This window comes from Flavobacterium sp. P1_E4, from assembly GCF_056405915.1.
In genome coordinates this window covers 184,808-198,626 of the sequence record NZ_JBFUBE010000001.1, presented here as the reverse complement: position 1 = coordinate 198,626, position 13,819 = coordinate 184,808, and the positions used below count along the sequence as shown (strand labels likewise).

13 protein-coding genes are annotated in these 13,819 nt (G+C 32.3%); 10 read left to right on the top strand and 3 right to left on the bottom strand.

All coding sequences use genetic code 11. The features are described 5' to 3' along the window. The first annotated feature begins 27 nt into the window (after positions 1 to 27). From AC1DY0_RS00925 to uvrB, 7 genes are all read left to right on the top strand, one after another. On the top strand, positions 28 to 849 hold the full coding sequence (locus AC1DY0_RS00925) for a DUF4249 family protein (protein ID WP_477186810.1): 822 nt from the start codon (positions 28 to 30) through the stop codon (positions 847 to 849). A gap of 319 nt (positions 850 to 1,168) precedes the next feature. Then, the gene (locus AC1DY0_RS00920) at positions 1,169 to 1,831 is read left to right on the top strand and encodes a thiamine diphosphokinase (protein ID WP_477186809.1); all 663 of its coding nucleotides are present in this window, start codon (positions 1,169 to 1,171) and stop codon (positions 1,829 to 1,831) included. Positions 1,832 to 2,107: 276 nt separating this feature from the next. Beyond that, positions 2,108 to 3,055 carry a 23S rRNA (adenine(1618)-N(6))-methyltransferase RlmF gene (gene rlmF, locus AC1DY0_RS00915; protein WP_477186808.1) on the top strand — a complete coding sequence of 316 codons (948 nt, stop codon included), beginning with the start codon at positions 2,108 to 2,110 and terminating at the stop codon, positions 3,053 to 3,055. Positions 3,056 to 3,169: 114 nt separating this feature from the next. Then, entirely contained in the window at positions 3,170 to 4,108 is a 939-nt protein-coding gene (locus AC1DY0_RS00910; RefSeq protein WP_477186807.1) for an alpha/beta fold hydrolase, read from the top strand. Positions 4,109 to 4,260: 152 nt separating this feature from the next. Then, on the top strand, positions 4,261 to 4,479 hold the full coding sequence (locus tag AC1DY0_RS00905; RefSeq protein WP_477186806.1) for a hypothetical protein: 219 nt from the start codon (positions 4,261 to 4,263) through the stop codon (positions 4,477 to 4,479). Beyond that, the gene (locus tag AC1DY0_RS00900) at positions 4,464 to 4,769 is read left to right on the top strand and encodes a type II toxin-antitoxin system RelE/ParE family toxin (RefSeq protein WP_477186805.1); all 306 of its coding nucleotides are present in this window, start codon (positions 4,464 to 4,466) and stop codon (positions 4,767 to 4,769) included. Before AC1DY0_RS00905 ends, AC1DY0_RS00900 begins: the two co-directional genes overlap by 16 nt. A gap of 42 nt (positions 4,770 to 4,811) precedes the next feature. After that, positions 4,812 to 6,803, top strand: coding sequence for an excinuclease ABC subunit UvrB (gene uvrB / locus AC1DY0_RS00895; protein ID WP_477186804.1), 1,992 nt, complete (start codon positions 4,812 to 4,814; stop codon positions 6,801 to 6,803). Here the strand turns inward: uvrB and AC1DY0_RS00890 are convergent. Next, positions 6,800 to 7,201 (bottom strand): TerB family tellurite resistance protein, encoded by a 402-nt coding sequence (locus AC1DY0_RS00890; protein ID WP_477186803.1) that lies wholly within the window; start codon positions 7,199 to 7,201, stop codon positions 6,800 to 6,802. The genes uvrB and AC1DY0_RS00890 overlap by 4 nt on opposite strands. 58 nt (positions 7,202 to 7,259) lie before the next feature. Between AC1DY0_RS00890 and AC1DY0_RS00885 the strand changes: the two genes are divergently transcribed. After that, positions 7,260 to 8,066, top strand: coding sequence for an alpha/beta hydrolase (locus AC1DY0_RS00885; RefSeq protein WP_477186802.1), 807 nt, complete (start codon positions 7,260 to 7,262; stop codon positions 8,064 to 8,066). Positions 8,067 to 8,185: 119 nt separating this feature from the next. On the opposite strand, the gene AC1DY0_RS00880 is transcribed toward AC1DY0_RS00885, so the two are convergent. Beyond that, positions 8,186 to 9,697, bottom strand: a complete 1,512-nt coding sequence (locus AC1DY0_RS00880) for a redoxin domain-containing protein (protein ID WP_477186801.1) — start codon at positions 9,695 to 9,697, stop codon at positions 8,186 to 8,188. Between the two features lie 198 nt (positions 9,698 to 9,895). Here AC1DY0_RS00880 and AC1DY0_RS00875 point away from each other — a divergent pair, with 198 nt between their 5' ends. Both AC1DY0_RS00875 and AC1DY0_RS00870 read left to right on the top strand, forming a co-directional pair. Next, positions 9,896 to 10,360, top strand: coding sequence for a DUF1456 family protein (locus AC1DY0_RS00875; RefSeq protein WP_477186800.1), 465 nt, complete (start codon positions 9,896 to 9,898; stop codon positions 10,358 to 10,360). 493 nt (positions 10,361 to 10,853) lie between these two features. After that, positions 10,854 to 13,250 (top strand): mechanosensitive ion channel family protein, encoded by a 2,397-nt coding sequence (locus tag AC1DY0_RS00870; protein WP_477186799.1) that lies wholly within the window; start codon positions 10,854 to 10,856, stop codon positions 13,248 to 13,250. A 192-nt stretch (positions 13,251 to 13,442) separates the two neighbouring features. Here AC1DY0_RS00870 and AC1DY0_RS00865 read toward each other — a convergent pair whose 3' ends face one another. Further along, positions 13,443 to 13,781, bottom strand: a complete 339-nt coding sequence (locus AC1DY0_RS00865; protein ID WP_477186798.1) for a hypothetical protein — start codon at positions 13,779 to 13,781, stop codon at positions 13,443 to 13,445. Between the last annotated feature and the right edge of the window lie 38 nt (positions 13,782 to 13,819).

Sequence of the window (13,819 nt, the reverse complement as noted above, 5' to 3'; positions counted from 1 at the left end):
TCAGGCAAGAAACAAAACATAGAACTCATGAAAAAAATAATGGCAACCATAATATTAATCTTCGCTTTTGTATGCACAGGCTGTGAAGAAGTTATTCAAGTAGATGTTGATACTGCAGCACCAAGATTGGCTATTGAAGCGGCAATCAACTGGCAAAAAGGAACAGATGGTAACATTCAATATATAAAATTGACCACCTCAACGGGTTATTTTGAAAACGTAATTCCTGTGGTCTCCGGAGCCGTTGTAACCGTGACCAATAGTTCCAACAAAATTTTTAATTTTATTGAAAACCCCAAAACAGGAGTCTATGTTTGTTCTGATTTTGAACCTCAACTAAATGAAACCTACACGTTAACCATTGTAACAAATGGGGAAACATATACTGCCACCGAAAAAATGTACCCAGTTGCGGCCATTACAAAATTTGTGCAAAAGAATGATGGAGGATTTTCCGGAAAAGACATTGAGGTAAAAGCCTATTTTAATGACCCTGCCGATGAAGTTAATTTCTATTTATACCATTATAATTATGAAAATCAAAAAACGTCAAATCTCTATACAGACGATGATACTTTTTTTAACGGAAATGAATTTTTTAGTATCTCACAAAATGACTCTTTAAAAGTGGGAGGAAAAATCAACATTACCCATTTGGGCATTTCCAAAAGTTATTACAACTACATGAGTATTATTGTTAGCCTAGCGGGGCAAAACGGCGGCGGTCCGTTTCAGTCCCCACCATCAACTGTCAGAGGTAACGTAGTCAATACTACCAATTCGAACAATTATCCTTTGGGCTATTTTTCAGTAAGCGAAATCGACTCCAAAGAATATACTATTGAATAAAATAAGGAGCTATTCCTGCTTTCCACGACAAGTCCTCACTCTAAAAACAATTTTTCTATACCCTAAAAGGAGCTTCCTTTGGTCGCTCTTTTAGGGCAAGAAAAAATAAGTTTTTAGAGTTCCGGGCTTTCTGTTTCAATCAGGGCTAATGACAGAAGGTTTCAGATTCTAGATTTTAGAATGCAGATTTAAGCTTTTAGAATTTAGATTTTTCATACTTTTACAAAAAATCTGAAATTCTTTGTTCTAACTTCTATTTTCTGAAATCTAGAATCTGAGTTCTGCTTTCTGAAATCTGTATTCTAAAATCTAAAGTAAAATGTCTTCACACCATATCGTTCGCGACGACCAAGAACCCGCTTTAATTATTGCCAACGGAGCTGCTTGTCATCCAGAATTATTGGGACAGTTACTGGAATGGTCACCACTGGTAATTGTACTGGACTCGGCCATGGAACGCGTAATGGAACTAGATGTAAAAGTTGACGTACTTTTGGGAGATTTTGACCGTGGTTTTGACCCCGAAAAATACCAAACCTCCCAATATCCAATTGAAATTATCCACACTCCAGACCAAAACAAAACCGATTTGGAGAAAGCACTGGATTACTTAATCGACAGAAAAATTCCTGCCGTAAATGTCGTTTGGGCCACAGGAAAAAGAGCTGACCATACCATTACTAATCTCACGAATATTGTTCGTTATCGAAATTTAATTAAAATCGTCATACTCGACGACCACTCCAAAATATTTTTGCTTCCCAATAAATTTGAAAAATGGTACACCGCAGGTACACCTATTTCATTAATTCCTATTGGAATTGTAAACGGAATCTATTCTCAAAATTTAGTCTATCCTTTGGAAAATGATACCTTGACTATGGGTTATAGAACGGGAAGCAGTAATGCTGTAGCCAATGACGGAATTGTTACCATCAACCACAGTGATGGCGACTTATTATTAATGGAATGTATCGATTAGTTAAATTTGTTTAATTCTAAAAGAAAATACTAAGACTTTGGTATTCAAAGTGCTAAAGCTAGATTAAATTTATGTCTCTTTTAAAATTGTACTTTACACAAAAAGTGCTTTTCAAGCAAAAAAATATCCCATTCTCTTAATGTTGAAATATGTAATTTGCTATATATCAAATGCTTTGGCTTGGTTTTTGTAATAAAGACAAACAAAAACAGCTGTAAATAAGCATTGTATCAATTTCAAGAAAGGATTGACTATCTTTGCAGCGAAATTTAGGAAATGAAATCAACAAAGAATACCGAAAAAACAACTTTACATCCAAGAAATCTACACCGATTTGGATATAACTTTGAACTATTGACACTAAATTATCCCGAATTGGGTGAATTTGTTTTTGTCAACGAACACGACATTGAAACAATTGACTTTAGTAATCCAACTGCGGTAAAAGCGCTTAACAATGCTTTGTTAATCACCAATTATGATATTCAAAATTGGGATATTCCTGCCGATTTCCTTTGCCCGCCAATTCCAGGTAGAGCAGACTATATTCATTATCTTGCCGATTTATTGGCAACTACAAACAATGGTGTAATTCCGCAAGGAGAAACCGTAATGGGACTTGATGTCGGTATTGGTGCCAATTGCATTTATCCGATTCTTGGAAATTCAATCTATGGTTGGTCTTTCGTAGGGACTGATATTGATGAAAATGCGATTCAGAATTGCAAAAAAATTATAAGCAATAATCCAAAACTTACTGAAGCAATCAGTTTGCAATTACAGGTAAACTCCCGTTTTATTTTCAAAAACATTATAGCTCCAGAGGATCGATTCACTTTTACCATTTGTAATCCTCCTTTCCATTCTTCTTCCGAAGAAGCAACAAAAAGTAGCCTTCGAAAAGTAAATAATTTGGTTCCAAATACTTCTAAAATAATAAAACCAGTACTTAATTTTGGTGGTCATAATGCCGAATTATGGTGTGAAGGCGGGGAATTGGGCTTTATCAAGCAAATGATTTTTGAGAGTGCCAAGTATCCAATGCAATGCCTTTGGTTTACCACATTAGTATCCAAACAATCCAATTTGAATACAATCTACAAAACCTTGAATAATGTGGCTGCCATTCATAAAACTATAGAAATGGCACAAGGTCAAAAAACAAGCCGAATCGTTGCCTGGACTTTTATGAGCGAAGCACAACAAAAGGCTTGGAAATTTTAATATTTGTAAAAAACTGATTTTCAATTTTAAGCATGAATCACTTTTTAAAGCAGTAAGAAAAGTTAAAAAACCATTTGCTTTCACTACATTTAAAAGAAATTCAACTTAATCGCTATGTATAAATTAGTATCCAAAATCATTGTATTTGTTCTACTTATAAGCTGTAGCGTATCCAAAGAGAAGAAAATTGACGAATACGTTTTTAAAAGAAAAAAAGAAAAAACACAATACATTAACTCTTACAATAAGTCATTACAACTTTGGAAAGTTCCCTATAAAGAAGAATACATAGCTACCAGTTTTGGCAAAGCTCATATCATTATTAGTGGTCCAAAAGATGCCAAACCACTACTTTTACTTCATGGTATGGATGCAAGTTCTACTATGTGGTTTCCTAACAGTGCAGCATTATCCAAAAATCATCGAGTATATGCAATTGACTTCTTGATGGAAGCTGGAAAATCTGAATTTAAAGGAAATTCACTTACTTCTGATGAAATCGTAAATTGGTACACTCAAATTTTTAACTATTATAAATTCAAAAATATTGATATAATTGGAGCTTCACGAGGCGGATGGATTGCAACACTATTGACAATCCAAAAAAATAGTAAAATTAACAAACTAGTATTACTAAGTCCAGCACAAACTTTTGACGGTGTGGATCAAAAAGGAAAAGCATCATCGGCATTATTTTTAAAATTCTTTCCAAACAAAAATAAATTCAAAAAAACACTCGACGCTTTTTCCTATTATCCCGATAAAATTAATTCTGTTTATAAAAAACAATTTTATTTGGCAAATAAATATTCTAAATCCAATGCTAGTTTTTTACAAATGCAACCTTTCTCTGATGACGAATTAAAAATGATAACGATACCCGTTTTAGTACTTATTGGTGATTATGATGTCATCAATTCAGAGAAAAGCCTATTGCGTGCCAATGAATTTTTAAGTAATGACAAAACAGAAACTATTAAAAATGCAGGTCATTTTTTAAGTATGGATCAATCCAATGAGGTGAATGAAATTATTGTTGATTTTTTAAAGTAAACCTCAATACAAGTTTTTTATAATTTTAATTGAATAGAATACATTCATAAAGAATTATACCCCTCAGATTCTATGATAAAACTTAATAGAAAAATTGTAAGTTCTACTATTCTTAACACTCTTTTGATTAAATTTGTGTAAATTATTTTCTTATGAGCACAATCGAATTAAAAAATATATTGATTTCTAAAATATCCGAAATTGATGATGAAGTTTTTTTGTCGGCGATAAATACAATTTTGGACAGTAAATCAGAAAGCATTGAAAGCTATAATCAAGATTTACAAAAATCCGAAAATGATATTGCTAATGGAAATGTATTTTCCCATAATCAAGTTTTAGAAAAAATAGCTGAATGGAAAAAGAGATAGTCTGGACTTTGACTTCTCAAAATCAATTAGAAGACATTTATTTTTATTTACTTGAAGAAACTAAAAGTTTTACGATCCCTGACAAAGTCATTGATTCACTAGTAAATTCAGTTTTAATACTTAAAACAGATTGGGAAATTTATGAAACGGATGAAATGAGAATCCCAATTAATGAAAATTTTAGGGCTTTTGAAAAATTAAATTATCGTATTTCATATAAAATTACCCAGAAAATTATTTTCATAATTAGAGTTCGTCACATTAGCAGAAATCCGAAATTTTACAAATAGATATTTTCAACCTTTTCATCTACGAACCATCGTTCCTTACAAATGAATTTCCAAGTCATATCCGAATACCAACCCAAAGGGGATCAACCACAAGCCATTCAGAAATTAACTCAGGGCGTGCTGGATGGTGAACAATTTCAAACTTTGCTTGGGGTTACTGGTTCCGGAAAAACATTTACGGTGGCCAATGTCATTCAGGAAATACAACGTCCTACTTTGATTTTGGCACACAATAAAACCTTGGCGGCACAATTATATTCAGAATTCAAACAGTTTTTTCCAAATAATGCTGTGGAATATTTTGTTTCCTATTACGATTATTACCAGCCAGAAGCTTTTATGCCAGTTACCGGCGTTTTCATCGAGAAGGATTTATCTATCAATGAAGAGCTGGAAAAAATGCGTTTAAGCACTACATCTTCTCTTCTTTCTGGTCGAAGAGATATAATAGTGGTAGCTTCAGTTTCCTGTATTTATGGTATTGGAAACCCTGTAGAATTTCAAAAGAACGTTATTGCTGTAGAGAAAAACCAGATGATTTCCAGAACCAAATTATTGAAAAGTTTGGTTCAAAGTCTTTATTCCAGAACAGAAGCCGATTTTACTCCCGGAAATTTTCGCATAAAAGGAGATACGGTTGAAGTATATCCAAGTTATGCAGATGATGCTTTTAGAATTCATTTTTTTGGAGATGAAATAGAAGAAATTGAAAGCTTTGATGTAAAGACAGCTAAAGTCATTGAACGATACGAAAAACTGACTATTTATCCAGCCAACATGTTTGTAACCTCTCCTGATGTGTTGAATGGAGCGATTTGGGAAATCCAACAGGATTTGGTCAAACAGGTTGATTATTTCAAAGAAGTAGGTAAACACCTTGAAGCTAAAAGACTCGAAGAGCGAACCAATTTTGATTTGGAGATGATTCGGGAATTAGGTTATTGCTCTGGAATCGAAAACTATTCACGCTATTTGGACGGAAGAGAAGCTGGATCGAGACCTTTCTGTTTATTGGACTACTTTCCAAAAGATTTTTTGATGGTTGTTGACGAAAGCCACGTAACCATTTCACAAGTGCAAGCGATGTATGGTGGGGACAGGAGCCGTAAAGAAAATTTAGTGGAATATGGTTTCCGATTGCCGGCAGCAATGGATAATAGACCATTGAAGTTTGACGAATTTGAAGCCATGCAAAACCAAGTTATCTATGTTTCTGCAACTCCAGCCGACTATGAATTGCAAAAATGTGATGGTGTATATGTAGAACAAGTGATACGCCCAACAGGTTTATTGGATCCGATAATTGAAATTCGCCCGAGTCTAAACCAAATCGATGATTTGATTGAGGAAATTCAGCAACGTTGTGAATTGGACGAAAGAGTTTTGGTGACAACTTTGACCAAAAGAATGGCCGAAGAACTAGCTAAATACCTGACTAAAGTGTCCATTCGTTGTCGTTACATTCACTCTGATGTTGACACACTGGAACGCATCGAAATTATGCAGGATTTGCGAAAAGGAATATTTGATGTTTTAATTGGAGTGAACTTATTAAGAGAAGGATTGGATTTACCCGAAGTTTCATTGGTTGCCATACTTGATGCAGACAAGGAAGGATTCTTGAGAAGTCATCGTTCGCTCACCCAAACCATAGGTCGTGCGGCAAGAAACCTAAACGGAAAAGCTATAATGTATGCCGACAAAATCACCAATAGTATGCAAAAAACTATTGATGAAACCAATTACAGAAGAACAAAGCAAATTAATTTCAACTTAGAGAATAATGTAGTTCCTCAAGCTTTAAATAAAAAAATCGAAAGTGCCTTTACCAACAATAAATTGGTTGAGTATGAATTGGGACACATTATGAATGTTGCAGCCGAACCTGAAACTGCTTATATGTCCAAACCCGATTTAGAAAAACTCATTCGTGAAAAACGAAAAGCAATGGAGAAATCAGCAAAAGATTTGGACTTTATGCAAGCGGCAAAACTGCGTGATGAGATTAAAGCTTTACAAGCAAAAATTCATTAATTATGTTGTTCCTGAAAATGTTCCAATAATACTTCTGCAGGTATCATTGCATTGGGAGATGTTTTCATTAGTTTAAGAATACGATTCGTTGCACTTGGATTCAACCCCATATTGATAGCAATTTGGCGAATGGCATCTTCTTCTTTTCGATGTAAAACACCATCAACGTGCATCAATAATGCCAAACGATAAAATTGCTGAATTCTTTCAAATTCTGATTTTATAACGCCAGAAGGTAATTCTTGATGAAATAAATCGCTGAACTCTTTTTTACTGATTCCTAATTCTTGTGCAACAATCCAAACAAATTGATATTCGCGTTCATGCAATCGGCCATCTACAACTGAAAATGCAATCATTTCAGACAACAAATTGATTTTTTCTACGTGTGTGTTCATCTAATTATTTATTTTAGCTAAAATATTCTTTTTTTTTAAATCTAAAAATTAAATCACCTTGAAGTTAATTTTCCTAATCCCGTTATTTTTATTTCTTAGTAAAACAACTGCTCAAGAAAGTACCGCTTCCAAACAGGTTTCTACTTTTACCATCGAAGCTCCTCAACTAAAAACAAGTAGAAAAATTTGGCTTTACTTACCTAAAAATTACGAAACTTCGACCAAAAAATATCCTGTCATTTATATGAATGATGCTCAAAATTTGTTTGATGCCAAAACTTCCTTTGCTGGAGAATGGAATGTGGACGAAAAACTGGACAGTTTAAGTGCACAAGTAATTGTTGTGGGTATTGAAAACGGTGGTGACAAACGTTTAGAAGAATTAACTCCCTACAAAAACGAAAAATATGGTGGTGGAAATGCTGATAAATACCTCGAATTTATTGTTAATACCCTAAAACCTGAAATCGACAAAAAATACAGAACTAAAACCAATGCTAAAAACACAACCATTATGGGAAGTTCATTGGGAGGTTTGGTTTCTTTTTATGCCGTTATAAAATATCCGGACGTTTTTGGAAAAGCGGGTGTCTTTTCTCCAGCATTTTGGATCAATCGAAAAGACATAAATGATTATATGTCAAATAGTAAAAAACTTAAAGCTAAAATTTACTTTCTCTGTGGTGATTCGGAAGGGGATGATGACAGTATGGTAACCGACCTCAATCATATGGAGCTTTTGCTGAACACAAATCGTTGCTATTGCCTGCATCTCAATAAAAAAGTAATTGTAAAAGGAGGCCATCACAACGAGAAGCTCTGGAGAGATGGTTTTACAGATGCTTTTCTATGGTTGGGTTATTAATTTCTGATTTCTGATTTTTGATTAACGATTTTAGATTTTAGATTTCACAACAACAACAACAACAACAACAACAACAACAACAACAACAACAAAAATCGTTAATCATCATTCTTAAATCTTTATTTTTTGGAATATTCTTTTTCCATTTGGGTAATGATACTTTTTATGGCTTCAGAACCAATTCCTTTGGCCTTGATAATTTTGTTTTTATCAAGAATATAAATCACGGGAGTTGTCACGACATCATATTTATCCTTAAGATTATTGATGTGAACTCCGTCATAGACATTAATCCAATCGATTTTATTATCAATGATGTATTTTTTGTATTTATCGAATTCATTTTGGGTATAAACCCCAAAAACTTTGACATCTTTCTTTTCTTTCAACATATCGTGGTATAACTCCAGTATTTTCGGAACTTCTTTTTGGCAATGACCGCAGTCCACATCCCAAAAAAGCAGAATTAAATAATCGGCTTTTATACTTGATAAAGTCACATAGGATTGTTCAATTTCAGGCTTATTATCATAATAGATTTTGGTGATTTCTTCACTCGTTTTGGCGGTATCAAAACCCATTTTAGCAATTTTATCATGACCTGGAATGTCTATCATATAAAGCTCAGGAGCCATTTTTCCGAGTTGCAACGGAGCTAAAACATTACCTCTGTTTATTATAATTTTGATTACACTATCATCATAAACACCTTTGGCTTTGCCAGTTTTGAAATAATTATCAACCATATAGACAAATACTTTGTCCATTCCCATGATTTTTGGAATTTCGTAGGTTTGGGTAAAATAAGCTAACAAAAGCATATTCATTTTGGTTCCTTGCTTTGTTTTTAGCATCATGCGGTCAATCTCTACACAAATTGAATCGGGATGCTGTACCACAGCTGTATTAAAATATTGCTTTATTTTATTGGCGAAAAATGGGTTGTATAACATGGCATCATCCTGAAAATTGACTCCATCCCAAAAATGATTTTTGTAATAATGATAGGAGAAAATGCTGTCAGGTCTTCCGTTAGTTGCTTTTGGAATATCCTTGGCTACTTTTTCGGATTTTAAATTGATTATTTCAGAGAGGTAATTTCCTTTATTTTGGGTAACAGTATTCAAATCATTTTGCATAATAGCCTCATTCAATACTTTGAATTCCTTTGTCAAAAGTGCTGTAGAATCTGTTTTTTTTTGTTCTTTTATTGACTTTTTAAAAGTATCGAACTCTTTGTTTTTGGTAGAGACAAAACGAATGTAGTTGAAGAAGTTTTCATTTTGTTTGGAGTTAACGGCTTTTAAATTCTCAAGTAAATTGGTTTTATCCGAAGTGATTTGTTGCTTTTGAGTCTGTTCGTCTATGATGAAATCAAAATAATTGCCTTTTTCCTGACTTAATAAAAAGTAAACTCCTTTGTCTAAATTTTTCTTTCCCTTGAACACAATATTTCCGTTCACTACTTTTTTGCAGGTATCAGAAATATACAATTTATCAAATTGGTAAAAGGCTAGATAAGCGATGGTATCTTTACAATTCTTTAAATTAATCTTGATTTCATGGCCTGATTGGGCTTGAGCAGATATTAAACCAAAAAAGAGAACGAAACTTATTAAAATTTTCTTCATAATTAACAATAATCTTTGAGACACTTTATATATGGCGGTTAAACAATTTTTTAGAAAATAATTCTAATTATTAACACCCAAAAATAATTGATTTTAAATCTAATTTCAAATTATTCATAAAGTGTTTTTACTACCAAGAAAACAATAACAACAAATTCATTTTGTAAATGCTTATCTTTGCCCTTTAAATACATAAAAATGACAAATAACGATATATTCAAAAAACTTCGTGTAGCCTTGATGTTACGCGATGATCAGATAGTGGAAATTTTAGAATTGGTAGATTTTAGAATTTCAAAATCAGAATTAGGAGCTTTTTTTCGTGATGAAAAACACGAAAATTACGTGGAATGTGGAGATCAGGTATTGCGTAATTTCCTAAACGGATTAGTAATTCATTTGAGAGGAACCAAAGAAAATCCTAAAAACCCAAATGAGGTTATTGCTAAACACAAAGCTCAAATTCCAGTGAAAGAAGGCGATTCCAAAAGAACGGAATTTAAACCAAAAGCGAAAGATGAAGAAAGAGCAAGAGGTGATCAAGCTTCAGGAAAATCTAACACGGCAAAAAAACCTGCAAAAAAGCAGTACCCAAAAGGTAATGGTAAAACGCCAATTGTTGAAAAAGTGAAATTCAATTTTGGAAAAAACAAAAAAGCATAATCCATAAGTTTTACTATTTATGAATCTGATTCAAGAAATAGAATAACAATAATTAAAAAACCTGAATGTAAGTTCAGGTTTTTTTTATCCCCATAATTGATAACATTCCCCAATATTTATAAGAAACTCTTTTTTAAGTTTATGTAGCAAAAACTAATATTTTTTTGTTAAATTTGACATACATCATCTATTAATCTTCAATTAAAATAGTAAGAAAAACAAGCATTCTAAATAGAAATTTAATTGTTCTGTTGATTCCAATGATGAATAAATATATTGAGGCCTTTTTTTTTAATTCCTACAAATACATTTATTAAACACTTATTCAAAAAAAAATTACGCAATTAAAAATACATCATATCCCATGTTAAAATTTACGTTTCAAAATATAAACCCGAACAAGAATGATAACGGTAATAGTTGGAAATTTGTTTTCATTTTTTTTGCTCTATTCTCCTTTCTTTCAGTTACTGGCCAAAACCAAAAAAAAGAAATGGATTCCATCGTTAAAGAAATTGGAATCAAAAATAAAATAAACCAGCTTATGCTTGAAAGCAAAGCGGAAAATGAAAAGAAAGCGAGACTGGAAAAATACATAAACTACCAAAAAGTTCAAAAACAAAATAAAATATTCAATTCAATTGAATTAGAAGTTCAAAACGCTAAGTTTCTATTAACAAGAGGATATGCTTACAAAGACATTACTGCAGAAATCCATCAATTGAAAGAATGGGAACAATTTGCAGTTAAGGGTATTGTTGGGAAGAAATTCAGGGTTTTAACCGATAGAAATCTTAGTTCAACTTCCATCTTACTTGATGAGTTATTAAAACGTACAAGCAATCGCTTAAAAAAAATAAGCACAGAAAACCAACAGTTAAGCAGAACACAAGAGAAAATCGATTCCTTGGTGGCTGAAAAAAATCTGTATTATGTTCCTACCGATTCTGTTGCCAGAGAGATTTACCGTCTGCAATCTCTGAAGATGAACACCGACATCAATCTAATCTCTGGAAGATTAAAAAATGCAGTGGACAGTATCCAAACACTGGAAATTATGGGAGACCAATTAAAATTTAAAATTGAATCCGATATAATTGAAAATGACAGACTCCGAAAATTAGAAGTAGATCAATTATTAACCAAAAAAGTCCCTGTTTTTGAGCGCCCTGACATTAAAAAAATAATGGTTGAAGACCCTTTGGCTTTTTCATTAAAAACGAACTATTTGGTATTATATTTTTATCTGATAAACAATATAAACGCTATTATTATGATGCTGGTTCTAATAATTGGCGCTGCAATATATTTTAAATTGCAAAAGAGAAAATTTCTTGAGTTGGGGTATGAAAAAAATATGTTGTTTGATATATATATTCTAAACAGTCCTATTGCAACCGCTCTTTTGGCTGTCCTGAATTTATATCAATTCGTTCTTCCTATGCCACCTCTTATTTTTTCAATTATAATTTGGACAATATCGACCATTTCATTAACCTTATTGATGTGGAAATCGATCAATACATTTGTTTGGAAAATCTGGGTAGCAATTTTTTTATTGAATTTGATTGCTTTTTTTGATATTATAATTTTGATTCACTTTGTTGGGGAATCCTTTTTAATTTTGGCGATTAATTGTTTAGGGATTGGGATAGGTGTTTATGCATTCGTTAACAGGGCACAAATCCAAAGAAAAGTATATTTATGGTATATTATTATAGCAACCATCCTTCAATTCTTTTCATTCTATTATTTGCTAAATGGACATTATAATTTAGGTAAATTTCTAATGACAAAAGGAGTTTACACCATTATAGTGATATTTTCTCTATATACCACTTTTATTATTGTCAAAGAAATTAATTTGATATCCAAAATTCTAGAATCTGATGATGAAGATAAAACAAAGAAAGCTCTATACGGCATCCCTCATCAATTTACCCTTGGTTTTTATCTAATTCTCTTTCTTTGTTGGTTCTTGTTGATGGTAAGAAATACCTATACTTTTCAAAATTTCGTTGATCCTTTCCGAAATACCATCTCAGAGCCTAGAAGTCTCGGAAACATCACATTCACATTTGAAAATATTATAACATTCATTCTTGTGATTCTATTGTCCAGTTTCCTTTCAAGAGTAGTTTCTTTTTTGGCTTCAGACAATCAAATCATCAACTCTAAAAATAAAACCAAAAATTTTGGAAGTTGGTTATTTCTATCCCGTATAACCATTGTAACTTTAGGTGTTTTACTTGCTTTTGCATCTGCTGGAATTCCTTTGGACAAAATAACCTTAATCATTAGTGCATTGGGAGTTGGTATTGGTTTTGGTATGCAAAGCCTTGTAAACAATCTAATAAGTGGATTAATCATCGCCTTTGAAAAACCAGTGAGTTTGGACGACATTATTGAAGTTGGTACACAGTCCGGAAAAATGAAATCAATTGGCATTAGAAGTAGCGTGGTCACAACATTTGATGGAGCCGATGTAATCATTCCTAACGGGGAATTATTAAACCAAAATTTAACCAATTGGACTCTGGGAAGTAGCAGTCGAAGATCGGAAATCCGATTTGGAGTAGCCTACGGAACCGATTTGGAATTAACCAAAAAATTACTTTTTGAAATCCTTGAAAAAAATCAAAATGTACTGATGAAACCAATGCCAGCAATTTGGTTTACTAAATTTGGCGACAGTTCAATTGATTTAGTTCTTAAATATTGGATAAGTCATTTTGATTTTGATAATGAAACTAGAAGTGAATTGATAATTGCAATTGACAAAACATTAAAAGAACATAATATTGTTATACCATTTTCACAACAGGATATTCATATTATAAATAAAGACATAGACCCAGAAGCCATAGTTGAACCCAAAAAAGAACTCTAGCTTAGCATTTTGTTGGTATACTGTGAATTATAAAAAATAAATAAGGTACCATAATCAAACTCCAATGTTTTAGAATTTGGGTATCATAAATAAAAAAGGAAGCCTATTTGGCTTCCTTTGATTGATATCTTAATAAAATCAAATACTTTCCTTATCGTTAAGTAAACATGTCTATTTTTTTATAGGAATGTGTTAGTTTTTGAATTTTATTTCAAAAATATAGTCTTTTCCAATAGTTAATTCATTAGAAGATAGGTTTTTATAATTAAGCGCTTGTTTAACATAAGTTTGAATTTCAGAATTTTTTGAATTCACTTGCAAAACTACAAGTTGGTGCAATTCATTAACAGTAAAAGAGACTTTAACCAATTCTTCTTTTTCTAACACCTCTTCAGTGTAAGATTTGTTTAATATTTGAGTTAATTCTTTTGTAGTTCTGGACAAAACAACAATAGGATCGTCACTAATGTTAGAAGCAAATACTGAGCTTACAAATAAAGAGACGATAGCGGATAAAAATAATTTTTTCATGATTTTTTGTTTTAAGGTTATGTGTCAAATTTACCTAC

Bases quoted from the DNA above. Each gene is read 5' to 3' on its own strand.
- AC1DY0_RS00925 (WP_477186810.1), top strand. From the start codon at position 28: ATGAAAAAAATAATGGCAACCATAATATTAATCTTCGCTTTTGTATGC.
- AC1DY0_RS00920 (WP_477186809.1), top strand. From the start codon at position 1,169: ATGTCTTCACACCATATCGTTCGCGACGACCAAGAACCCGCTTTAATT.
- rlmF (WP_477186808.1), top strand. From the start codon at position 2,108: ATGAAATCAACAAAGAATACCGAAAAAACAACTTTACATCCAAGAAAT.
- AC1DY0_RS00910 (WP_477186807.1), top strand. From the start codon at position 3,170: ATGTATAAATTAGTATCCAAAATCATTGTATTTGTTCTACTTATAAGC.
- AC1DY0_RS00905 (WP_477186806.1), top strand. From the start codon at position 4,261: ATGAGCACAATCGAATTAAAAAATATATTGATTTCTAAAATATCCGAA.
- AC1DY0_RS00900 (WP_477186805.1), top strand. From the start codon at position 4,464: ATGGAAAAAGAGATAGTCTGGACTTTGACTTCTCAAAATCAATTAGAA.
- uvrB (WP_477186804.1), top strand. From the start codon at position 4,812: ATGAATTTCCAAGTCATATCCGAATACCAACCCAAAGGGGATCAACCA.
- AC1DY0_RS00890 (WP_477186803.1), bottom strand. From the start codon at position 7,201: ATGAACACACACGTAGAAAAAATCAATTTGTTGTCTGAAATGATTGCA.
- AC1DY0_RS00880 (WP_477186801.1), bottom strand. From the start codon at position 9,697: ATGAAGAAAATTTTAATAAGTTTCGTTCTCTTTTTTGGTTTAATATCT.
- AC1DY0_RS00875 (WP_477186800.1), top strand. From the start codon at position 9,896: ATGACAAATAACGATATATTCAAAAAACTTCGTGTAGCCTTGATGTTA.
- AC1DY0_RS00870 (WP_477186799.1), top strand. From the start codon at position 10,854: ATGGATTCCATCGTTAAAGAAATTGGAATCAAAAATAAAATAAACCAG.
- AC1DY0_RS00865 (WP_477186798.1), bottom strand. From the start codon at position 13,781: ATGAAAAAATTATTTTTATCCGCTATCGTCTCTTTATTTGTAAGCTCA.